Genomic DNA, 22,787 nt, shown 5'->3' on the forward strand with positions numbered 1-22,787 from the left:
TAGCGTTACATAATTAGATGACGATTTTATAACAGCTTAAAATAATTACAGATATTCGGTATTTTTCTGATGAATCTACCTATAGAAATTGATCATTCTATGACTCAAAAATAAAAAAAGGAGATCTTTCGATCTCCTTTTTTCACACTTAACCGCTTATGCGATTGGCGGTGTATAAGTCCCATCAGCGATTGAATCTTTGATACGATCCGCTTCTGCAAGCACCAGTGCCAGCAAGTTCTTCACGTTATCCAGCGTTGCAACCGGGCTTAAAGTCGTCATTTTCAAGGATTGAACCTGAGCGACTTTCGTCACACCAATATTCGCTTCACCACGTGCAAACAGCTCATCTGCCACGTTCTGGTTCAGTGTATCTAAAAGTTCAACCGGATAGCCCGCTGGAACCACACGGAACAGTACCGAGGCAAATTGCGGCTCAAGCAGAAGCTCCAGACCATCAGTCACTTTAATATAATCTGCCACATCACGCGTCAAACCAACACCGTGATCGATCATTGAACCATAAAGCTCTTCGCCTAATGCTTCAACCGTCATCCACAATTTCAACGCATCAAAACGACGCGTGGTTTGTAGTGACTTCGATACCAGGTTCGGCACACCATGTTCTTCATCATAGGCAGAGTTCAAGTACTCCGCTTCATAATGCATGAAACGATAGTTTGCTTCGTCTTTCAGCAAGAACGCGCCACACGAAATGGTCTGGAAATAATGCTTATGGAAATCGAGCGTAATCGAATCAGATAGCTCGATACCATCTAACATATCGCGATGATCATTAGACAGAATTAAAGCACCACCCCAAGCTGCATCGATGTGCATCCACGCGCCATATTGGTTGGTGATTTCACGGACTTTCTTCAGTGGATCGATTGCACCTGCATCGGTAGTACCCGCAGTTGCCACCACACATGCCACGATTTTGCCTTCGTTTTGAAGGTGCGCCATGGTTTTTTCCAGTGCGTCCATGTCCATGCGCGCATTTTCATCGACAGGAACAGTCACCACTGACTGGAAACCCATGCCCATCATCGCCATGTTCTTTTGCACAGAGAAATGTGCATTTTCAGAACAGATGACTTTGACATTACGCATCGCATCCGCAGGAATACCATCACGCTGAACCGACCACGGCTTACCGTTTTCGTCTTTCCAGTTTTTCGCGATGCAAGCATCACGTGCCAGCAGTACGCCCATCAGGTTAGACTGTGTACCACCAGAGGTGAATACGCCTGCCTGACCTGCGCCATAGCCTACTTTTTGACGTAACCAGTCGATTAACTGAACTTCCATCAATGAACCGGCCGGGCTTTGATCCCATGAGTCCATTGACTGGTTGGTTGCATTAATCAGCACTTCCGCAATCTGGCTGGTCACCATGGTTGGACAGTGAAGATGTGCAAGCGAATGCGGATGATGAACTTTTAAACTTTTATTCAGAAAAAGTTCAACCATACGCTCTAAAGATTTCTCTACACCCAACCCCTGTTTAGAAGGATTAAACGCAATCGCGCTGCGCAGCTCGTTAATGCTGCCACCCGTGTACATTTTGTCATTTTGCAACCATGCTGCAACCGCTTTGGTCGCTTGATCCATCGCTGACTGGTAGTCAGCGATGGATGCAGCATCATTACAAAGTAAAGCTTTACGATGTTCTGCAAAATCTACCATGAATTATGCGCCTCGAACTGCAACAAGAGCTTCAGCAACTGCTTTCTTAAAGCGAGCAATCACTTCAACACATTCGTCATGCGTGATGATCAATGGGCAAAGTAAACGAATTACCGTACCGTTACGACCACCTTTCTCAAGCAATAATTTATTGTTGAAACATGCCGTCTGGATCGCTGCTGCCAACTGACCATCAGCAGGTAAAGAACCCATGTGATCTGCCTTTTGGCGCTCGTCCACAATTTCAACACCAATCATCAAACCGCGACCGCGCACGTTACCAATACATGGGAATTCGGCAGCTAGTTGTTTAATCTCAGCTTGCAGGAAATCACCGCGTTCTTGGGCATTTTGCGCCAGGTTTTGTTCTTTAATGGTATTGATCGTTGCAAGACCTGTACCCATTGCCAACTGGTTACCACGGAACGTACCGGTATGACCTGCTGGCTGCCAAGCATCAAACTTACGTTTAATACCGAGGACTGCGAGCGGCAAGCTACCACCAACAGCTTTAGACATCACCACCACATCAGGTTCGATGCCCGCATGTTCAAAGGCAAACATTTTGCCTGAACGTGCAAAGCCCGCTTGAACTTCATCAAGAATCAACACGATGTTGTGCTTTTCAGTCACTTCACGGATTTTCTTCAACCATTTCACAGGTGCAGTTACCACACCGCCTTCTCCTTGAATCGCTTCAAGAATTACAGCTGCCGGTTTAGTCACACCGCTTTCTACATCTTCAATGAAGTTTTCAAAGAAATACGTTAAAGCATCAACACCCGCTTCACCACCAAGACCCAATGGGCAACGGTATTCATGCGGATACGGCATGAATTGAACGCCTGGCATCAAACCGTTAACTGCGTTTTTCGCAGACAGGTTACCGGTCATGGCCAATGCACCATGCGTCATACCATGATAGCCACCAGAGAAGCTGATCACCGAGCTACGACCGGTAAAGGTTTTCGCAAGTTTAATCGCGGCTTCTGTTGCATCTGCACCGGATGGGCCACAGAACTGCAAGCAGTATTCTTCTTGACCACCTGGAAGATAAGAAAGAAGTGCTTCAGTAAAAGCATCTTTTAAAGGCGTAGTTAAATCCAGAGTATGCAATGGCAAGCCGCTTGCAATTGTATCCTGGATACTTTGAATGACTGCAGGATGATTATGGCCCAATGCCAACGTCCCTGCCCCAGCTAAACAATCAAGGTACTCAGTACCTTCAACATCGGTAACCCAGCAACCTTGTGCTTTCGCTATCGCTAACGGTAATTTACGTGGATAACTACGCACATTCGATTCCATCTGACTTTGGCGAGTCAAGTAGTATTCGTTTGTGGAATTGGTGGCAGGGTTTACAGAAGTAACGCTCATATCGAATTACCATCTCTGATATGGGTGAAAGAAATAAGTCTGGTGACGTTTGGTCCTTTGACTCGGCGCTTTATAAAGAGGTTCTAGCTAGCAGTTTGTATTTAAATAACTAGGAGGCGGATGATACCGAATTTTTCAGGAAAATAAACAACTTTCAGTCGCATTTTGTCCTAATCTTTATCGAAAAAAAACATCACACCAACCTATAACCTGAATGATCATCTTACAGTGTGACAGCAGAAAGAAAAGCGGGTTCTTTTATGCTTTTTTGTAGCACAGCTAACATTCAGGCAAAAAAGCTTAAAATCCACCATTAAGCACTTAATTATTAACGATAAACATAAATCAAGTAAGAGTGTAAAATGAAAGAAAATTTAACACTCTTACCACAAATATTTCGTAAAAAGATCACAATTGAGATTTAATATTTTAACAACGGCTTAGATGGCCAATTTTAAGAAAAACAGGACAATTTCATGCGTCTCTTAGCACTTACCAGTTTTATCCTTGCATCTACCTTGGCCACAGGCGCATTTGCAGCTCCGGCCGAATCGCTGAATTACAATGTTGTGAATCTTTCAGCAGAGGCCAGTCGTGAAATCTCGAATGATGAAATGCATGCCGTGCTTTATATTGAAAAATCCAACAAACAGCCAGCTGAATTGGCTACACAAATTAACCAGCTAATGAATCAGGCCATTGCCACAGCGCGCAAATATCCAACTGTGAAAATCGAGACGGGCGCACAAAGCACTTACCCTATTTATGACAATGATAACCGCAAATTGAAAGAATGGCGTGGACGTGCCCAGATTCGTCTGGAATCGAAAGATTTTAAAGCAGCGTCTCAACTGATTGCTGAATTACAACAGCACTTCCAGACCCAGTCGATTAACTTCAAAGTTTCAGACGAAAAGCGCAAAAAAGTCGAAAATGAGCTGATGATTGAAGCCTCTAAAAACTTCCAGCAACGCGCACAGGCACTGACTCAAGCCTGGAACAAACCGAGTTATCAACTGGTAAACTTAAATCTGAATACCAATAACTATTCACCACAACCTGTACCGCGTATGGCCATGATGAAAGCTGCATCGGCGGATATGGCTGTTCCAGAGCAGGAAGTTGCTGCGGGTGAATCGCAAATGACGGTGAGTGCCAATGGTGCGATTCAGTTTAAATAAGATTTCATCATATTATTCGGATTTTTAAGAACCACCCTTTTGGGTGGTTTTCTATCATTTGAATATTCTTTAATAATCAAGGCTACAAATTCATACAAACTCAGGTAGGAATTGAGGTTTGACCGGTTTAGAGTAACGGACATTTGTACCAATCCTCTCTGCTCATGTCTCTTGACCAACTGAATCTTTACCTGTTTCATATCCTAAATGTACCTGAACACGCCTCGATCTGGATGATCCAATATGCCTCCCTGATTGCGCATGATCTGGTTTATCTCTTTCTGCTGATTTTTGCTATTGCCTGGTTCCGTGGCAGTTATGAAGTAAAAACTGGCATTATCAAGGCATTTATTTTTACAGCAATTACCTTGTCGATCAGCGAGGTATTGTCCGCGATCCTGAATACCCCACGTCCGTTTGTAATAGATATTGGTCGCACCCTGATCGAACATGCACCTACAGGTTCTTTTCCCAGCAATCATATGAGTATTTTTAGTGGGATTGCCCTATCTTGTTATTTTTCATCACAACGTGATTTGGGAAGAATTCTAATCTGGACAGCTTGGCTAGTAGCTTGGTCACGTGTTTATGTCGGTGTGCATTTTCCGATGGATATGCTGGGTGCATTCCTGATTGCAATAACAGTAAATTTAGCTGGATTACCATTGTGGTGGAAATATCAGGATAAACTCATGCAGTTTATTTTAACTATTCATCAGTCACTGTTTGCGCCATTAATCCGGATGGGCTGGATTAAATAAATCGCATTAAGATGTCATAAAAAATCCCGCTCGAAAGCGGGATTTTTTTATGATTGAAATTTAAATCTGAATGACTTAGTAGATCGCCATATGATTGCGGTGAATCATCTCGAGTGAACGCGCTTCACCTAAAACCTGATGCACTTTATCAGAAGCCAGACCACGTACAATATCTGCCGAACGCGAACTAAAGTTAACACGACCGACTGCAATTCGGTGACCTTGTGTATCCACACATTCCACCACATCACCGCGCTCAAAATGTCCTTCAACCGCTTTGACGCCGACAGGCAACAAGCTACGATGATTGTCTTTAATGGCCTTTACCGCACCATCATCAATCACCAAACGACCTGCCGTTTGCAGGTGTGCTGCCAACCATTGCTGATGCGCGGTCATCCGATCTTTGTCAGTCACAAACAAGGTTCCTAACAATTCACCAGACATCAGACGAGATAGCACAGCATCACTATCACCGCTTGCAATTAAGGTCGGACAACCGGACTTTGCAGCCAGTCGTGCAGCACGAACTTTGGTCAGCATGCCGCCGCGACCAAATTTACCACCACCACCGGCCATATCAAACAGGCTCTCATCCATCGCACGTACCGTATGGAATAGTTTGGCATCTGGATTCGAGCGTGGATCTGAGTCAAACATACCTTCCTGATCCGTTAAGATAATCAGAAGATCTGCATGCACCTGACCTGCCACCATGGCAGCCAGCGTGTCGTTATCACCAAAGCGGATTTCATCGGTAGAAACGGTATCATTTTCATTAATCACTGGAATCACGCGCCAGTCAATCAGGTTCTGCAAAGCATCACATGAATTGAGATAGCGGCGACGATCTGCCAGATCATCATGGGTCAACAATACCTGCGCCGTTCGAATCTGGTGTTTCTCCAGTACGCTTGACCAGGTATGAATCAGGCCCATCTGACCAATGGCAGCACAAGCCTGAAGACTGGGTAGATCGGTGGGTCGATTCTCAAGTTTCATTCGCACCATACCTTCAGCCACAGCACCGGAAGACACCAGAATAATCTCGTGTCCTGCATTGTGTAGATCTGCGATTTGTCCCGCCCAGTGCGAGATGGCATCTAAATCTAAACCTTGTCCGTTTGCTGTGAGTAAAGATGATCCGATTTTAACAACGATTCGTTTACAACCCTTGAGCTGACGCTGCCCATCTACCACTTCTATCATCTTGTCCTCAGACTCTTCTCTCAGAGATTAGCGTACGTAGTACACTTCCACATCACTATCATCATCGCCATCTTCATCATCTTCGTCGTCGCCCAGAATACCGGCAAGACGTTGCTGACGACGCATCTCACGATACGCTTCTTTTGCAGCGATGGTTTGTTCACGTGTTTCAGCTTCAAGCTGATCACGGAATGCTTTCATTTCTGCTGCATATTCTTGATCTTCAGCTTCGCGTTCACGCTGCTCTTCGATCTGATCCATCAGGTAGTAAACCACGTCTTTGGTACCTTCAGCGGTTAAGCCAGAAGTTTCAAAAACCGGGCCTTCCCACTGCAATTCTTCAAGAATATGAGTACACCATTCTTCACGTGTTTCTTCAGCCAATTGGTCGACTTTATTCAGCACCAATACGATCGGCAGTTTTGAAAGTGTTGGGGAGAAATTTTCTAACTCTTTCAAAATTGCTTTGGCATTATGCGCCGGATCTGAACCATCAATCGGTTGTACATCAACGATGTGTAACAAGATACGGGTACGTGCCAGATGCTTCAGGAAGCGAATCCCCAGACCTGCACCTTCAGATGCGCCTTCAATCAGACCCGGAATATCGGCCATCACGAATGAACGGTGACTGTCGGCATCGACCACACCCAGGTTTGGCACCATGGTGGTAAATGGATAATCTGCCACTTTTGGTTTTGCCGCCGATACTGCACGAATGAAGGTTGATTTACCCGCATTTGGCATACCCAGCAAGCCCACATCTGCCAGAACTTTAAGCTCCAGACGGATTTCACGGAATTCGCCTTTTTGACCATGCGTACACTTACGTGGTGAACGGTTGGTCGATGATTTAAAGTGAGTATTTCCTAGACCACCGTCACCGCCTGCTGCCACTTTCACGCGTTGACCATCTTCGATCAAGTCACCAATAATGTCGCCAGACTCGACGTCTACAATTGTTGTTCCAACTGGAACTTTTAATACGGTGTCTTCACCGCCACGACCAGCACAGTTCGCCCCACGGCCATTTTTTGCTCGTTCTGCACGGAATTTACGTGTATAACGATAATCAACTAGCGTACTGGTGTTGTCGTCAGCCTGTATATAAATACTGCCACCACGACCACCATCACCACCATCTGGACCACCAAATGGCACGAATTTTTCACGGCGAAAACTGGCTACGCCATTGCCACCGTCGCCAGCCTCTACGGTAATGACTGCTTCATCAACAAAGCGCATATTGCCAATCCTCTAAAAACTTTAAAACCCCATATTCTGCCATATTTTAAAGAATTTCTCGACTATATTTATATGCTATTCCATGAAGATCGCTTATTTAATCCTGTCATGTTATTGAACAGCCATTAATTTTTGATAAGTTTCAAAACTAAGCTCTATGCTTTTGTTTTAATATACTTTTTAATGATCACTTGATTGTTTTTAATTATTTCTGCTTTGTCGTGCAACTGCCTATAGTGTAGGCAATGTTAAAAGAGTCGGGCCTATGAGCAATTCAGAAAGGAAATCTGTCAGTCCATTGTCATCACAATTTGTATTATTGATGGCAATGGCATGTGGCTTATGTGCAGGCTCTGCCTATTTTAACCAGCCTCTGATCTATTCAATCGAGAAAAGTCTGGGCATTAGTACCAGTCAGGCCGGTTTTGCCGTGGTGATTGCACAGATTGGTTATGTCCTCGGCTTAATGCTTTTGGTTCCTTTGGGAGACTTTCTGAATAAACGCAAACTGATCGTTAACCTGATGGTCTTTGCAGCCATTTCGCAGATATTGCTTTCATTCAGTACGACTTTATCAATGTTATATCTGTTTACCTTGTGTGCCACCTTTGGCGCAATCTCGGCGCAGATCTTAATTCCTTTTGCATCGACCATTAGCCCACCTGAATCCAGCGCTGCTACAGTGGGTAAGCTGATGAGTGGGTTGGTGATGGGAATTATTCTGTCACGTACCTTTGCCGGCTTTGTTTCCACTTACTGGTCTTGGGAAGGTGTGTATTTATCCAGCGGTGTGATCACCTTGCTCTTTGCAGCACTCATGTGGAAAAAACTACCCGATACTCAAGCTCAGGCAGGCTTAACTATTGGTGACATTTACCGCTCTTTGTTTAGCCTTGCAGGTCAGAATCCACATTTAATCCGGCGTGCCTGTGCGGGTGCCTTGGGTTTTGGAATTTTATCGATGATCTTTACCTCGATGACTTTTGTATTAGGCAATGCACCTTATTATTTCACCGATTTCGAAATTGGGTTATTTGGCTTACTGGGCGTGATCGGGATTTATTCATCAAGCTGGTCAGGCAAAACCGTAGGACAAGGTAGAGAAAATCTGGTCGCCAAGCTATGCATTGTCCTGATGTTCGGCTCTACACTGCCCTTATATTTTGCCCAGCACAATATTGTAATCTATGCGATTGGTGTGCTGATGGCCTACTTTGGTCTGACAGCCTTCCATGTTTTGAATCAGAATCTGGTTTATCGGATTGATCTTAAATCGCGTTCACGTATTAATGCAGTCTATATGACGATTTACTTTAGTGGTGCCGCTTTAGGTTCGCTTGGTGCAGTCTATGCCTGGGAGCAGTTTGAATGGATCGGTTGCGTGATCCTTGGCTTTATTTTCTCGATTGGAATTTTACTGATTGATCGCTTGGATTTTAAGAAAATGCAAAATGCTTGATTCACAAAGGAATAAATCGATCGGTTTATTCCTTTTGTTATTCAGCTATTATGAAATATTATTTTTACTAAATCATTATTAATTTGTTTAAGTATCTGTGTAGCCCCAACTGAATATATAGGCTATTCATTTGAATACTCACACCATTTTTCCAAATCCTCCTCTTCATCAATAGCTTCCATTACTTGCAATAGATCATAATGCACTCTCTCAAATCGTAGAGTTTTTTCCACTAATTCATACTTATTTAACTCTCTAAGAAAATCAAAATATAGAATTAATATTGGATAAATATCCTCAAAATAATTTTCAAGTTCTTTCGTAACCATTGCTGTATCTTTTCGCTTTGGCCATGTTAAGGAATAGTTTTCTAGAACTCTGCAATAATGAATAAATTTTTTATATATCTCATTACTATACTCTGCAATTGTTTCAGCACTTTTTTGCTCTCACCAACTCGTATATGTCATCAACACGGCAATCGGTGCAAATATCCCTGCTGACCAAAGCAAGAGATTGGTCGCTAAAGCAATATCAACATCTAAAAGTTTGAAGATTGCATAAATCGCAATGCATAAAACTAAAATGATTGCATACACTGCCAGTAAAGTAGCCAACAGATTTTCTGACTTTTTCATCTCTTGCTACCCCAAAAGCAATTTAGCTTCTATTTGGCAACACGTTGTTTATTTTCTAAAATTTCTGGTAAACCACGTTCAATCCAGTGAATCATTTGCATCACTTTATCTGCAGCTTGTGAACCGGTAATGGTCAACTGATATTCCACTTTTGGTGGCACAACCGGATAAACCGTTCTGAGCACAAAACCATCTTGTTCCAGCACTTTTAAAGTCTGGGAGAGCATCTTTTCACTCACCCCTTCAATCCGTTGTTTCAGTTCACTAAAACGATGCACACCTTCACTCAGGCAACGCAACACCAAGACCGACCATTTATTGGCAAGATGTTCCAATATTTCACGTGATGGACATTCAGTTGATAAAACCTGCCCTAGTAACGGACTAATTGCATAATTTGTCATAAATCTATCTCGGGATTTTATTACTTACTGATTTTAATATACTTACTCTTTGTAAGCTAACAGATTAATATTTCGTCAGCAAGCTGATTTACATTTCGTGATTGAATCGAATCCACCCGACTTCAATAAAAAATAAGTATAAAAAAAGAGCCTCCATAGAGACTCTTTTTTAAACTACATCAACAAATTATGCATTTGTTTCTGCAGGAACTTTAGGATAGCTTACGCCGCCCATTTGTTCAGCAATACGTAATACCTGGCAGCTATAACCCACTTCGTTATCGTACCAAACATAAGCAGTTAAACGGTTGCCTGAAGTGATTGTTGCTTGCGCGTCAAATACACCTGCAGTGCGTGAACCAATAAAGTCAGAAGAGACCACTTCAGTCGAGTTGGTATAACCGATTTGACCTTGAAGGATCGAACCGATTGAAATCTGACGAATATATTCGTTTACTTCATCACGATCAACGTCTTGACCTAAAGTCAGGTTAAGAATTGCAAGTGATACATTTGGCGTAGGAACACGTACAGAATTACCTGTCAATTTACCTTGAAGTGCTGGCAGCGCTTTAGCAACTGCTTTCGCTGCGCCAGTTTCAGTAATAACCATGTTCAATGTTGCAGCACGGCCACGACGGTCCGCTTTATGGTAGTTATCGATCAAGTTCTGGTCGTTTGTGAACGAGTGAACTGTTTCAACATGACCATTTAACACGGTGTATTTATCATGCAATACTTTCAGTGTTGGAGTAATTGCGTTAGTCGTACAGCTTGCAGCAGAGATGATGCTATCTTCAGCAAGGATGTCCGCCTGGTTCACACCGTAAACCACATTCTTCATGTCACCTTTACCAGGTGCAGTCAAAATAACACGAGCAGCGCCCGGGCATTTCAGGTGTTGAGCAAGACCTTCAGCATCACGCCATTTACCAGTGTTGTCGATTACAAGTGCATTGTTAATACCATATGCTGTGTAATCCACTTCAGAAGGATTAGACGCATAGATCACTTTAATGAAGTTACCGTTTGCAATAATTGCTTCGTTTTCTTCATCTACAGAAATCGTGCCTGCAAATGGGCCATGAATCGAGTCACGACGCAGTAGAGATGCACGTTTTTCCAAATCACCATCAGATGATTTACGAACCACGATTGCTTTCAGGCTAAGACCGCGACCCAGACCTGATTGACCAATCATCAAACGTGCCAGGATACGACCGATACGACCGAAACCATAAAGAACTACGTCTTTATGTTCTACAGCAGCAGCATTACCTTCTAGAGATTTAACAGCGTCTGCAACAAATGCATCGATGTCGCCGCCTTTTTCTTTAAATTCAACAGCAAGTTTACCTAGATCAACTTCAGCAGAACCGATGTTCTCAACTTTCGCCAATGCTTCAAGAATTGGGAATGTATTTACAACCGAAAGTTCAACATCGAGTACGCGAGTACGGCGGTGTGCTTTCAAGATCTGAATCACAGAACGGTTAATTAAAGAGCGACCATAAACTGTAGCTACAATATTTTTTTCACGATATAACTGACCAACAAGGGCAATCATGCGTTCCGCAAGTTCTTCACGGTTTTTCCAGCGACCTTGGTGCTCTGCATGTAGGGCAACGATAGTGTCTTTGCTCACAGATACGTCCTCTAATTAATTGTAAATCTAGGCATAAATTTCAAAACCCGATAATTGTAATGGAATTGGAGGCAACTTTGAATCAAAAGCTCACCGAGACGAGTGGTTTTTAACGTATATTCACTATAAATCTGGGAAATAGTTGCAATTAGCTAAATGATTTTGCATTCAAAAATTTTAAAAGCATGCGTTTTCCCGTACGGAGCAGAAATTTGTTAAATGTTGTTTATTCATTCGATCTCTTTTTAATTTTAAGAGTCTAGTCGATCCTGATAGTTTGCCAGATTTTTTTTAAGCGCTAATTGCTGTTTACGCTGCTTAAATAGATGCAGAATTCCTTCAATCACCAGCACCAATACGGCAAGCCAAATTGGAATATAAGTCAGCCACTCGCCAGCTTCCACACGCTCCCCCAAAGCCATCGAGGCAAAGGCCAACAGCACAGGTTCCAGATAACTCAACAATCCAAAGATCACAAAGGGTAAATATCGGCTGGCGAGAATATAGCTACCGAGTCCCAGTGCGCTCAAAAAACCTAATACCAATACTGCCCAGATTAAATGAGAATGATTTAACATGAGCTGCATCGAGTCGCTATAAATAAAACCCAGATAAAATGCAGCGGGCAAAATCAGAAATAGATCCCACCAGAAGCCCCCCAGATGATCCGTAGCAAATTTACGCCGCATGAAGAAATACAAAGGATAGGCCAAAGCCACATAGACCGTTTCCCATGCAATTGAACCAATTCGCCAGATCTCATGCCCTACACCCAATACAGCCAAAGTGACAGCCACCATCTGGAATGATGATAATTTCTCTTTATAGAGCATACAGCCGACCAGCACCATCACCAGAGGCAACAAAAAATAACCGAGTGAGACTTCTAGGCCACGGCCATTAATAGGGCCCCACAAGAACAGCCATAACTGTGTGGTACATAACAAAGAGCTGATCAGCAACCAGATCAAAAACGCAGGTTGCTGTAAAACCCGCTTAAAGATACTGCTGATATGTTGCAGATCATCCGACCACCACATAAAGGCAGTTAAAAACGGAATCGTGGCCAGCATACGCCAGGCAAAGGTCTGTTCACTATCTAAAGGCTGTAAGAAAGGCGTAAATACATAGAGCACCCCGAAAACCACCGAGGCCAATACAGATAACGCAATGCCTTTATACATAGTCAAACTCTACTTTCATTCGCCGGCATTATAACGATTAGTACACTAGAAAGCTTGATGCTTCATCTATTTAAAGTGAAATCACTACCCTACTTTGAAATATATTTTTGCTCATAAAAATAAAAAACCATGCCTAAGCATGGTTTCGATTAAGAAGATATTTCTATCTTTGCGTTTGTTTGGTATGAATCACATCACTCAGGTCATAACCCACAGACTGTGCATATTGCAAATATTCGTTTACAACATTTTTATCTAATTGCGGATTACGTGATAGTATCCACATGTATTTACGTTTAGGCTCACCGACCAGAACGGTTTGATAATTCTCATCCAGTTTTAAGACCCAATAATCGCCACGCCCGACCGGAATCCAGCGAATAAAGTCGGGCAGGAAACTGACTTTTAATTTGGTATTTTGCGGTGGATCTTGCACAAATGCCTCACCCAAGGATTGGGTTGGCTGACCATCTTTTTTAGTACAGCGGTTATCGACCACAATATTGCCATTTTCATTCAAGGTATAGGTTGCAGTGACATCACGATCACATTTATTTTGAAAAGACAAAGGCTTGCGCGCCACTTCATACCAAGTCCCCAAATAACGGTCCAGTTCTACTTTTTCAACGGTCGGTAATGGCTCATTTTGCGCATAGGCCATCGTTGCCGCGCCCAAACCCAGAAGAACCGCACTACCCACAGCAATTTTTGCCAGCTTCAATCCAGTACCTGAAGAATTTTGAGTTGTCATAAAAATACCTATTATATGTTCACAAAATATTTATTTAAAAATTTTCTGTTCTTACAATAGCCTTATCCAAGCACTTGATTTGTTACATTATGTTTGGTTTATGATTGACTTTAGGTCATTGAAATAAAACTTCATGTAAAAAAAATCAATCAAACATCTGGGCTTTTAAGCGCAAAATTTCATCACGCAGACGTGCAGCCTGCTCAAACTGTAACTCTTTAGAGGCTTTCAGCATTTCCTTTTCAAGCTTGTTAATATGCTTCGCAAACATTTTCGGGTCTGCCATGATATGTCGTTCATCTGCACTGATCGCGCGCGCCTGATCAGAAGCTTTCAATTCAATTGAATCATCATCCAATATTTCACCGGTATCAATTTCCTTGATTACCTGACGGACTGCGCTACGCGGAGTAATACCATGCTCTTCATTAAACTGAATCTGCTTGGCACGACGTCGATCTGTCTCATCAATGGCTTTTTGCATTGAGTCAGTTATTCGATCTGCATACAAAATCGCCCTCCCTTTCAGGTTACGCGCAGCACGCCCGATAGTCTGAATGAGAGAACGCTCAGAACGCAGGAAACCTTCTTTATCGGCATCCAGAATCGCAACCAGCGACACTTCCGGCATATCCAGACCTTCACGCAGCAGGTTAATCCCGACCAGCACATCGTGTACGCCAGTACGCAGCTCATGAATGATCTTGACCCGCTCAACAGTATCGATATCCGAGTGTAAATAAGCGACCTTAATCCCGTACTCTTTCAAATAAGAGGTCAGGTCTTCTGCCATGCGCTTGGTCAAGGTGGTGACCAGTACCCGCTCATTGATATCTTTACGCAGATTAATTTCTGAAAGTACATCATCGACTTGCGTCAGTACCGGACGAATTTCAATTTCAGGATCGATCAGACCGGTCGGACGCACCACCTGCTCGACAATCTGCTGCGATTTTTCCAGTTCATAGCGAGCTGGCGTGGCGCTGACATAAACGGTGGTCGGGACAATGCGTTCCCATTCTTCAAATTTCATCGGGCGGTTATCTAGTGCGCTTGGCAAACGGAAGCCGTAATTCACCAGATTTTCTTTGCGCGAACGGTCGCCTTTATACATGGCACCAATTTGTGGCACAGTCACATGCGATTCATCAATAATCAGCAAGGCATCATCGGGAATATAATCGAACAGGGTTGGCGGCGCCTCGCCTGAAGGACGTCCAGACAAATGACGTGAGTAGTTTTCGATGCCATTGGTATAGCCCAACTGCTGCATCATTTCCAGATCATAACGGGTACGCTGTTCAATCCGCTGCGCTTCCAGCAATTTGTCATTTTCACGAAAGAATACCAGTCGTTCTTTGAGTTCTTCCCGAATGGTTTCAATCGCGCGGGATAAATTGTCTTTTGGCGTGACATAGTGACTTTTGGGATAAATCGTCACCCGCGGGACTTTGCGCACCATTTTCCCAGTCAAGGGATCAAACCAGCGAATCGAGTCGACTTCATCATCAAACAGTTCAATCCGGATGGCATCCTGATCCGATTCTGCCGGGAAAATATCGATAATTTCGCCACGAATACGATAAGTACCGCGCAGGAATTCCAGTTCATTGCGCGAATACTGCATTTCGACCAGACGGCGAATAATGTCATCACGACCAATGCGATCGCCTTCCACCACATGCAGCAACATGCTCATGTAAGCATTCGGATCACCCAAACCATAAATTGCAGAAACTGATGCGACAATAATTGCATCACGACGTTCTAATAATGATCGGGTCGCGGAAAGACGCATCTGGTCAATATGGTCATTAATTGCGGCATCTTTCTCGATAAAAGTATCTGAAGATGGCACATAAGCTTCCGGCTGATAATAATCATAATAACTGACAAAATACTCGACGGCGTTATTCGGAAAAAATGCTTTAAATTCGCCATAAAGCTGTGCAGCCAGCGTTTTGTTATGTGCCATGACAATGGTCGGACGCTGGGTCTGTGCAATTACATTGGCCATGGTATAAGTCTTACCCGACCCGGTAACGCCCAGTAAAAGCTGATCATGAAAGCCCTGTTCAATACCCTTGACCAGCTTTTCAATGGCCTGTGGCTGATCACCTGCGGGTTGATAACTGGTTACTAATTCAAAGGGTTGCTTATCAGTCACAGCTACATGTCTCAACTCGAATGCGGATCAGGAATTTTAGCAGATTTCAGACTTGCCGGAGCAGATTCCATAGCCAAAATACCGAAATCCAACAGATGATGACAGTCGAGAAATATGTTGAGAATTCTCATATTTAGTCAGTCTTTCAACATTCAGGCCATCCCTGCTTTTTACTTGACCCCAACCCCGATCAAAGGCAACATGAAGATCAGGATGGCCTCGAATAGACAATTATGACTTACTACTATCACGATGAAAGTATTGTTAAATCCCTTCCGGAAAATACTGTGTTTGTTTTTGGCAGCAATCTGGCGGGACAGCATGGTGCAGGTGCAGCAAGAACAGCGCTTGAGCATTTTGGTGCAGTCATGGGCGTCGGTCGTGGCTGGTCGGGTCAAAGCTATGCCATTCCAACCATGAACGAGCATTTGCAGCAAATGCCACTGTCACAAATCCAGCACTATATCGATGACTTCAAGATTTACACCAAAAACCATTCTAAAAATAAATATTTTATTACGTCTTTAGGATGCGGGATCGCAGGTTATAAAGTCGAAGAAATTGCACCGATGTTTAAAGGCATTTCACGCAATGTCATTTTCCCGCAATCTTTTCGCCCTTTTGTGGAAAAGCCTCTACCCAAATTAAGCGCAAACTTCTTACATACGATTTTTCGCGATTCAGTCATTTTAAATCCTGCGACTGATGAGCTGATTGAAGAATTGCCATTGACCGAAAATGAAAAAAGTCTGGCGAGGATTATTTTAAATACCCAGATCTATCCGACCGACAGCAATGGGCGGGAACGGGTCTTCGAAATTGAAGATATCCTGCATAATCTAAATACCAAACTGATCGATTTTCAGAGTCATTCGGAAGGTGCCATGCTGTTTGGGGGTGTAATTTTAGCGCTACTTGAGCTGTATAATATTAATGAAAAAGACTTTATTGATGTCTGGCAAGAACAGCGAGAAATTGCCCCACCAAAACCGGAAAATAAAGCACGTAAAAGCATTCGCTAATAACTTATCTCTCTAAAAGCCAATTTCTGAATTGGCTTTTTTTATGGGCATAAGATGTGCAAGATCAATAGATCAACTAATTATTTTATTCTGCTTAGCGGATGAGCTTTTTGAGATGCTGCATGTATTCGATCAAGATCATGCACATGAGAAATGAGAAATGAGAAATGAGAAAAATCTGACCAGGGTTTTATCTGCTCGAGAAATAAAGAAATAGATGAAATATTAATTGCTGAATATCTAAAAATTTACACAAAAAAAGCCATGACTCATCATAGCTTTTTGAGTTCGACCAATTAGCGTTTACCCATTGAACGACGCGTACCGCGTGGCGGCATCCAGGTACGGTCAGCATAACGCTGCGGTCTTGGTCTTAAATCTTCCAGAACTTCTTCCGCAGCATTTTGCTCCGCTTGTTTGATCGGGAAAGGTAAATTAACCAGAGGCTTTTTTTTGGGAGGTGTTTGGGTGCTCATATGATTCACTCAATAATATATGCGCCTATTGTACAAAAAAACTCAAGCAACTGGGTAGCAGGATCTTGGATAAATTCTGTTAGTGCTATTTGGAGCTCAAGCACGGAAAGCAAAAATCAATTCATTCCTAAACGACTTGCTGCAAAAATCGGCCTCATTCAGGAACAAAAACCTATATTGAGGACTTAAAAAATCGAAATTCTGCTGAGATAAAAACCAGATTTTTCTCTACTTAAACTAACTGTCTACATTTTAAAAGACTTATTTTACAGATGTTTCTTTGTTAACAGCTCAAACCTTGCATACAAAAAACACACAAAAGCTACCAATCTTAACCGATGGTTAACCTTTGATCTATTGTTCTATAACTGAATTTTTTAATGAAGTTCACATAATTAGTGAACTAGAAAAACGAATAAATACACTGGACATGGAGTTCCAAATCAATGAAAACAATGCTGGCATGTATGGCAGGCCTTGCCACTTTACCTATGGTCGCCCACGCAGATTCGCCTTATTTTAGTCTACAGGATGGAGATGGCTTTAAACGCTTTTCTGTGTCTGTGGGTGCACTGCATGTGATGCCACAAGGTAAGGCCCAAGCTTTTGCAGTCAATACTGCGGTCAAAAATGGTGAAGTAAGTGATGTCGGGGCAGTCAAGTCAAGTACTGTACGCGACAATATTCGTGAAGGTTATAAAATCCCGCCTTTACTCGATTTAGCTTTAAACCTACCCGAAATCTCGGCTCCCCTCAGTGGGCAAGCCACCATTCAAGGTTTAGAACAATGGAATAATCCAGGGACTGGTCTGGAAGCCGATGATGTCACCACCTTAGGTATCATGACAAATTACTATTTTACTGATCATATTTCCTTTGAAGTGAAAGCTGGTATTCCACCCAAAGTGGATTTAAAAGGCAGTGGTAAAATCTATGCCCCATTTTCGGCCATCGCAACCCCCCTGGGGGGTGCCTTAGGCAACCTTGAATTGGCCAATGATCTTCTGATTACGGACTTGGAAGCCTATGGCCCTGCTGCCTCGGCCCGTGCCTGGACACCTGCCGTTGAATTCCAGTATCACTTTGGTAAAACCGGAGTGAATAAATTTCGTCCTTATGTCGGCTTAGGTGTGATGTATGCCTATTTTAATGAACTGGAAATCAACTCGCGTACCGAGCAGGACCTGATTGCTGCTGGACATATGATTGCCAATATTAAACAAGGCAATGCTGGTGCTTCCCTTGAAGGTAAGCTAAGTGAAGCCGATCCTAAAGTAAAACTTGAAGCCTCAGATATCTTTGCCCCTGTCGCTACGGTTGGCTTCAGTTATGACTTTAATGATACCTGGTTTGCGGTCGGCTCAGTCTCCTACGCACATCTGAAAAATGATACAACCATTACCGTCACTGATAGTACGTTGGGTGAACTGATTCGTTCCAAGGCAGATATTGAGATTAATCCGATTCTGGCCTATGCCGGTATTGGCATGCGTTTCTAAGTTCAATATCAGGTTTCAGAAAAACGGCTTCGGCCGTTTTTTTAGGCTTAAAATATTGATAAAAAAAATTTATCTTTCGATCAATTTTTATTTTATCGCCTCCTTTACCTGAATCGAATACTATAAGCGCTGACTTTATCTGCCTGCCTGCCCTATGTCCGATACTCCATTTTCCAAAGCGCTTATTTTTATGCTGATTGGCTCCGCTATCATTCTGGCATTGTCATTGGGCGTACGTCATGCATTTGGTCTTTATCTGGTGCCGATGAGTGATGAATTTGGTTGGGGACATAATGTTTTTAGCTTGGCGATTGCCATGCAAAACCTGATCTGGGGAGCAGTACAACCCATTACTGGAGCCTTCGCAGATAAATATGGCAGCAAGATTGTCGTTGCCGTAGGTGGGGCACTCTATGCCGTGGGCTTGCTACTCATGGCGATCAGTTCTACTGGACTGCTGTTAAATCTGAGTGTGGGCCTGATTTTAGGTCTGGCCCTGTCTGCAACATCTTTCCCGGTTTTACTGTCTGCTGTAGGACGTGCTGCACCACCAGAAAAACGCAGTCTGGCGATGGGTATTGCCAGTGCGGCCGGATCTTTTGGCCAGTTTATCATGCTGCCTTCGACCCTGTTGCTGTTACAGAATGTTGGTTGGTCAGGAGCATTGGTGGTCAGTGCGATTTTGATTGCCCTGATTGTACCACTGGCCTGGATGCTGAAAGCACCAATGTATATTCATCCAAATGCAGCATCTACACCCAATAAAGTGTCCCTCAGTTTTAAACAGATTCTGCTGGTAGTGAAAAATCATAAACCCTTCTGGTTTCTGTCTATGGGCTTTTTTGTCTGCGGTTTCCAGGTGGTATTTATTGGCATTCACCTGCCGGGTTATCTGATTGATCACGGTTTTAATGCCACCACAGGGACTATTTTTCTGGCATTGGTGGGTCTATTTAATGTGGTCGGCACCTATACTGCGGGCTGGCTCGGGGGTAAATATTCCAAGCCGCATTTGTTGATGGGTCTCTATGGCTTACGCGGGATCGCAATTATTGCCTTTCTCATGCTGCCACTGAGCACATGGACAGTCTATGCCTTTGGTGTCATTATGGGATTACTCTGGCTATCGACCGTTCCGCTCACCAACGGCATTGTGGCGAATATGTTCGGGGTGAAATACCTGACCATGCTCAGTGGTATCGTGTTTTTTACCCATCAGGTCGGCTCGTTTTTCGGTGGTTATCTTGGCGGAGTCAATCATGACTTGAGTGGTAATTATAATGCTGTCTGGATGCTGTCGATTGCCTTAAGCATTTTTGGCGTATTGGTACATTTCTGGGTCAATGAGGAGCAAATTGTGCATGACTGATTCTATGCTCATACTCAAAATCTCGATTGCTGTGGCGCTCTTGCTTTTATTCGCTCTGTCGGTGGCATTATGGATCCAGACACCGCAGCTGTTTGAATACTTTAATCAGGCCTTTTGTGCGCATTAAACTGCTGAAATTTACTCAGCTAAATAAACACAATTCACAGCACAATAACTTAAATGATTCATAATCAATAGAATAATAAAAATACAAGGTTATTCATAAACTGACCATTACTTTTTTAATTTTATTTCAATCTGGAAATTTTCTTAGATGCTCATGAACAAGAAAATTCCGAGACTTTACACTCCCGTTGTCTTTTTCCAGCCGATCAGTACCATTTGCTTAAACGGATCAGTCTTGCCAGTAGTCGCCCGTTTTAATGAGAAACATCATAATAAAAAAGGGATAATCCAGCCTTCCAGAAGAATTAGATCAGCGAGGTATACACTTTCACCATTGAGGAACTAACCACCTCAATGGTGTTTTATTTTTGGGATATTGCCAGTTCTGCTCGAGTGAATTTTATTTTTCAAGCTTGATGAATATAAGATTCTTTCGTATATCCTTTTACATAACCAAGTTATTCTTTACTTTTTCTCACCTAATTAACCTAGTGTGTTTTCCTTTTTCTGCTTAGCGTATTCAGTCATGAATATGTTTATCGCCTTAAGGAGAAAAAGATGAATACCAGTCATTTGTCAGATTGTGTTCAAACCTGTATGAGCTGCTCCCTCACCTGTACTGCTTGTGCAGCTGCCTGCTTAAAAGAAGAACATGTAGAAATGATGCGTGAATGCATCCAGCGTTGTCTGGATTGTGCCGATATTTGTCAGCTCTGCGCGCGTATGGAGCAGAAGCAATCGCCTTTTATGCAGGAAATCTGCGAGCTGTGTGCCAAGGCTTGTGATTATTGCGCAGAGGAATGCAGTCAGCACCAACATGAACATTGTCAGCAATGTGCAGAAGCCTGTCGCCGTTGTGCAGAAGAATGCCGAAAAATGGCTGCTTAAAAACCAAGTTAATCAACTTTATCTTCATCCGAATTGAATTGGTCAATGCTTTATCTTCTAGCTGATTTAAAGCATTTAAAACAAAAAACCCGCAAGCCTTCACTTACGGGTTTTTTTAAATCCAAGGCAAACATCTCGCTTAGAATAAACGATTCATACCATTGAGTGTCGCTACACGGTAGGCTTCCGCCATGGTCGGATAGTTAAACGTGGTTTCCACAAAATACTTGATCGTATTGTTTGGACTGTTCATCACCGCCTGACCAATGTGGATAATTTCAGATGCATTATTACCGAAGCAATGTACACCCAAAACTTCCAGCGTTTCACGATGGAACAAAATCTTTAATTCGCCCATAGTGTCACCGGTAATTTGCGCACGCGCCAAATGACGGAACGAGGCCTGACCGACTTCATACGGAATTTTTTCTTCAGTCAACTGCTGCTCAGTTTTACCAATCGAAGAAATCTCGGGAATGGTATAAATTCCGGTTGGAATATCAGTAACGGGGGCAACGTCTGGCTCACCGCTCATATTGGCACCCGCGCAACGACCTTGGTCATAAGCAGCAGATGCAAGCGACGGCCAACCGATTACATCACCGGCAGCATAAATATTTTCAACTTCAGTCTGATATTGATCATTTACAGTCAATTGACCACGGCTGTTTGGTTTCAGACCTACATTTTCAAGACCTAAACCATCGGTATTGCCTGAACGGCCGTTACACCACAAAATTGCATCGGCTTTAATTTTTTTGCCGCTTTGCGTGTGCATCACCACGTGATCATCAAATGTTTCCAGGAAGTCGATCTGTTCATTGTGACGAATCAGCACCCCTTGCTCACGCAAGTGATAAGACAGCGCATCGGAAATTTCATCATCCAGATAGCTTAACAGTTTGTGCTGGGTATTGATCAAATCAACTTTATGCCCAAGACCAATAAAAATCGATGCATATTCACAGCCAATTACACCTGCGCCATAAATAATGATTTTCTGGATAGAAAAGTCCAGATCCAGAATTTTATCTGAATCAAATACACGTGGATGATTAAAATCAAGAATTTCTGGGCGATACGGACGCGAACCGCTGGCAATGACCAGTTGCTTAAACATCAAGGTTTCTTTAATGCCATCTGGACTAAATACAAAAATAGTATTTTGATCCTGAACATAGGCTCGACCATGATAGATATCGATCTTGTTACGGTCATAGAACCGTGAATGTGTATCTACTTGTTGTTGAATCACTTTATGCGCATGACGCAATACTTGCTTCATGGTGAACTGTTTCCAGTCCCCAACTTTCTGAAACAGTGGATCACGTTGATAACGGATAATACTGGATACCGTTTGACGCAATGCTTTACTTGGAATGGTACCTACATGGGTACAGTTACCACCTAGCTGTTCACGCATCTCAACGATTGCAACACGCTTACCAGATTTGGCAAGTTTCATTGCCGCGCCTTCGCCCGCAGGGCCCGAACCTAGAACTACCGCATCATATTTAACGAAAGTCCCACTAACGACCTCTTTTTTACGTGGCATTCAACGCTCCTCAAAATTAAAAAATTCACTTTAATCTACCTGCTTATTATGACGTAAATCCTGTTGATTTTGTGTATTTAACTCACATATATTGGTTGATGAGAACATTTTTTAAATGAATACCCCTTTTTGCCCTATTTAT

21 protein-coding genes are annotated in these 22,787 nt (G+C 42.9%); 8 read left to right on the forward strand and 13 right to left on the reverse strand.

Translation table 11 applies throughout. The features are described 5' to 3' along the window. Window positions 1-156 precede the first annotated feature (156 nt). The gene (locus KT990_RS04110; RefSeq protein ID WP_005096455.1) at window positions 157-1,689 is read right to left on the reverse strand and encodes a pyridoxal phosphate-dependent decarboxylase family protein; all 1,533 of its coding nucleotides are present in this window, start codon (window positions 1,687-1,689) and stop codon (window positions 157-159) included. Window positions 1,690-1,692: 3 nt separating this feature from the next. Then, a complete protein-coding gene (locus KT990_RS04115) occupies window positions 1,693-3,066 on the reverse strand; it encodes a diaminobutyrate--2-oxoglutarate transaminase (RefSeq protein WP_218209210.1) in 1,374 nt (457 codons plus the stop codon). A 476-nt stretch (window positions 3,067-3,542) separates the two neighbouring features. On the opposite strand from KT990_RS04115, the gene KT990_RS04120 reads away from it, so the two are divergent. After that, on the forward strand, window positions 3,543-4,247 hold the full coding sequence (locus tag KT990_RS04120; RefSeq protein ID WP_159515942.1) for an SIMPL domain-containing protein: 705 nt from the start codon (window positions 3,543-3,545) through the stop codon (window positions 4,245-4,247). Window positions 4,248-4,411: 164 nt separating this feature from the next. After that, entirely contained in the window at window positions 4,412-5,008 is a 597-nt protein-coding gene (locus tag KT990_RS04125; RefSeq protein ID WP_005096450.1) for a phosphatase PAP2 family protein, read from the forward strand. A gap of 75 nt (window positions 5,009-5,083) precedes the next feature. Here the strand turns inward: KT990_RS04125 and proB are convergent, their stop codons facing one another. Together proB and cgtA are read right to left on the reverse strand one after the other, a co-directional pair. Further along, a complete protein-coding gene (proB, locus tag KT990_RS04130; RefSeq protein ID WP_074383013.1) occupies window positions 5,084-6,217 on the reverse strand; it encodes a glutamate 5-kinase in 1,134 nt (377 codons plus the stop codon). Window positions 6,218-6,244: 27 nt separating this feature from the next. After that, window positions 6,245-7,462, reverse strand: coding sequence for an Obg family GTPase CgtA (gene cgtA, locus KT990_RS04135; protein WP_180000441.1), 1,218 nt, complete (start codon window positions 7,460-7,462; stop codon window positions 6,245-6,247). 265 nt (window positions 7,463-7,727) lie between these two features. Here cgtA and KT990_RS04140 point away from each other — a divergent pair, with 265 nt between their 5' ends. Next, window positions 7,728-8,921, forward strand: a complete 1,194-nt coding sequence (locus tag KT990_RS04140) for an MFS transporter (protein WP_074383014.1) — start codon at window positions 7,728-7,730, stop codon at window positions 8,919-8,921. Window positions 8,922-9,043: 122 nt separating this feature from the next. On the opposite strand, the gene KT990_RS04145 is transcribed toward KT990_RS04140, so the two are convergent. From KT990_RS04145 to uvrB, 7 genes are all read right to left on the reverse strand, one after another. Next, complete coding sequence (locus KT990_RS04145) at window positions 9,044-9,250, reverse strand: hypothetical protein (protein WP_180077293.1); 207 nt, start codon at window positions 9,248-9,250, stop codon at window positions 9,044-9,046. Window positions 9,251-9,370: 120 nt separating this feature from the next. Further along, complete coding sequence (locus KT990_RS04150) at window positions 9,371-9,559, reverse strand: hypothetical protein (protein ID WP_228730814.1); 189 nt, start codon at window positions 9,557-9,559, stop codon at window positions 9,371-9,373. Between the two features lie 29 nt (window positions 9,560-9,588). Then, entirely contained in the window at window positions 9,589-9,963 is a 375-nt protein-coding gene (locus tag KT990_RS04155; RefSeq protein ID WP_005171768.1) for a winged helix-turn-helix transcriptional regulator, read from the reverse strand. Between the two features lie 187 nt (window positions 9,964-10,150). Then, window positions 10,151-11,608, reverse strand: a complete 1,458-nt coding sequence (locus KT990_RS04160) for a glyceraldehyde-3-phosphate dehydrogenase (RefSeq protein WP_005096443.1) — start codon at window positions 11,606-11,608, stop codon at window positions 10,151-10,153. Window positions 11,609-11,859: 251 nt separating this feature from the next. Next, entirely contained in the window at window positions 11,860-12,792 is a 933-nt protein-coding gene (gene rarD, locus KT990_RS04165) for an EamA family transporter RarD (RefSeq protein WP_218209211.1), read from the reverse strand. Between the two features lie 163 nt (window positions 12,793-12,955). Further along, a complete protein-coding gene (locus tag KT990_RS04170; protein ID WP_180000024.1) occupies window positions 12,956-13,543 on the reverse strand; it encodes a lipocalin family protein in 588 nt (195 codons plus the stop codon). A gap of 145 nt (window positions 13,544-13,688) precedes the next feature. Next, window positions 13,689-15,710, reverse strand: coding sequence for an excinuclease ABC subunit UvrB (gene uvrB / locus KT990_RS04175; RefSeq protein ID WP_005096439.1), 2,022 nt, complete (start codon window positions 15,708-15,710; stop codon window positions 13,689-13,691). A 233-nt stretch (window positions 15,711-15,943) separates the two neighbouring features. Here uvrB and KT990_RS04180 point away from each other — a divergent pair, with 233 nt between their 5' ends. Next, on the forward strand, window positions 15,944-16,732 hold the full coding sequence (locus KT990_RS04180) for a hypothetical protein (RefSeq protein ID WP_218209212.1): 789 nt from the start codon (window positions 15,944-15,946) through the stop codon (window positions 16,730-16,732). A 296-nt stretch (window positions 16,733-17,028) separates the two neighbouring features. Here the strand turns inward: KT990_RS04180 and KT990_RS04185 are convergent, their stop codons facing one another. Next, window positions 17,029-17,208: a hypothetical protein gene (locus KT990_RS04185; RefSeq protein ID WP_004646507.1), complete on the reverse strand. Its 180-nt coding sequence runs from the start codon at window positions 17,206-17,208 to the stop codon at window positions 17,029-17,031. 446 nt (window positions 17,209-17,654) lie between these two features. Here KT990_RS04185 and KT990_RS04190 point away from each other — a divergent pair, with 446 nt between their 5' ends. The 4 genes from KT990_RS04190 to KT990_RS04200 all read left to right on the forward strand — a co-directional run bounded on the left by KT990_RS04190 (window position 17,655) and on the right by KT990_RS04200 (window position 21,090). After that, on the forward strand, window positions 17,655-18,707 hold the full coding sequence (locus tag KT990_RS04190; protein ID WP_218209213.1) for an OmpW/AlkL family protein: 1,053 nt from the start codon (window positions 17,655-17,657) through the stop codon (window positions 18,705-18,707). A 154-nt stretch (window positions 18,708-18,861) separates the two neighbouring features. Next, entirely contained in the window at window positions 18,862-20,076 is a 1,215-nt protein-coding gene (locus tag KT990_RS04195; RefSeq protein WP_180000824.1) for an MFS transporter, read from the forward strand. After that, entirely contained in the window at window positions 20,069-20,203 is a 135-nt protein-coding gene (locus tag KT990_RS13600; RefSeq protein WP_005096435.1) for a hypothetical protein, read from the forward strand. Before KT990_RS04195 ends, KT990_RS13600 begins: the two co-directional genes overlap by 8 nt. A gap of 557 nt (window positions 20,204-20,760) precedes the next feature. Then, window positions 20,761-21,090 carry a four-helix bundle copper-binding protein gene (locus KT990_RS04200; protein WP_100534368.1) on the forward strand — a complete coding sequence of 110 codons (330 nt, stop codon included), beginning with the start codon at window positions 20,761-20,763 and terminating at the stop codon, window positions 21,088-21,090. 139 nt (window positions 21,091-21,229) lie between these two features. On the opposite strand, the gene sthA is transcribed toward KT990_RS04200, so the two are convergent. Then, on the reverse strand, window positions 21,230-22,645 hold the full coding sequence (gene sthA / locus KT990_RS04205; protein ID WP_005096431.1) for a Si-specific NAD(P)(+) transhydrogenase: 1,416 nt from the start codon (window positions 22,643-22,645) through the stop codon (window positions 21,230-21,232). Window positions 22,646-22,787 lie beyond the last annotated feature (142 nt).

The sequence above is a fragment of the Acinetobacter sp. F9 genome, from assembly GCF_019195275.1.
GTDB classification, from domain to species: domain Bacteria; phylum Pseudomonadota; class Gammaproteobacteria; order Pseudomonadales; family Moraxellaceae; genus Acinetobacter; species Acinetobacter pseudolwoffii.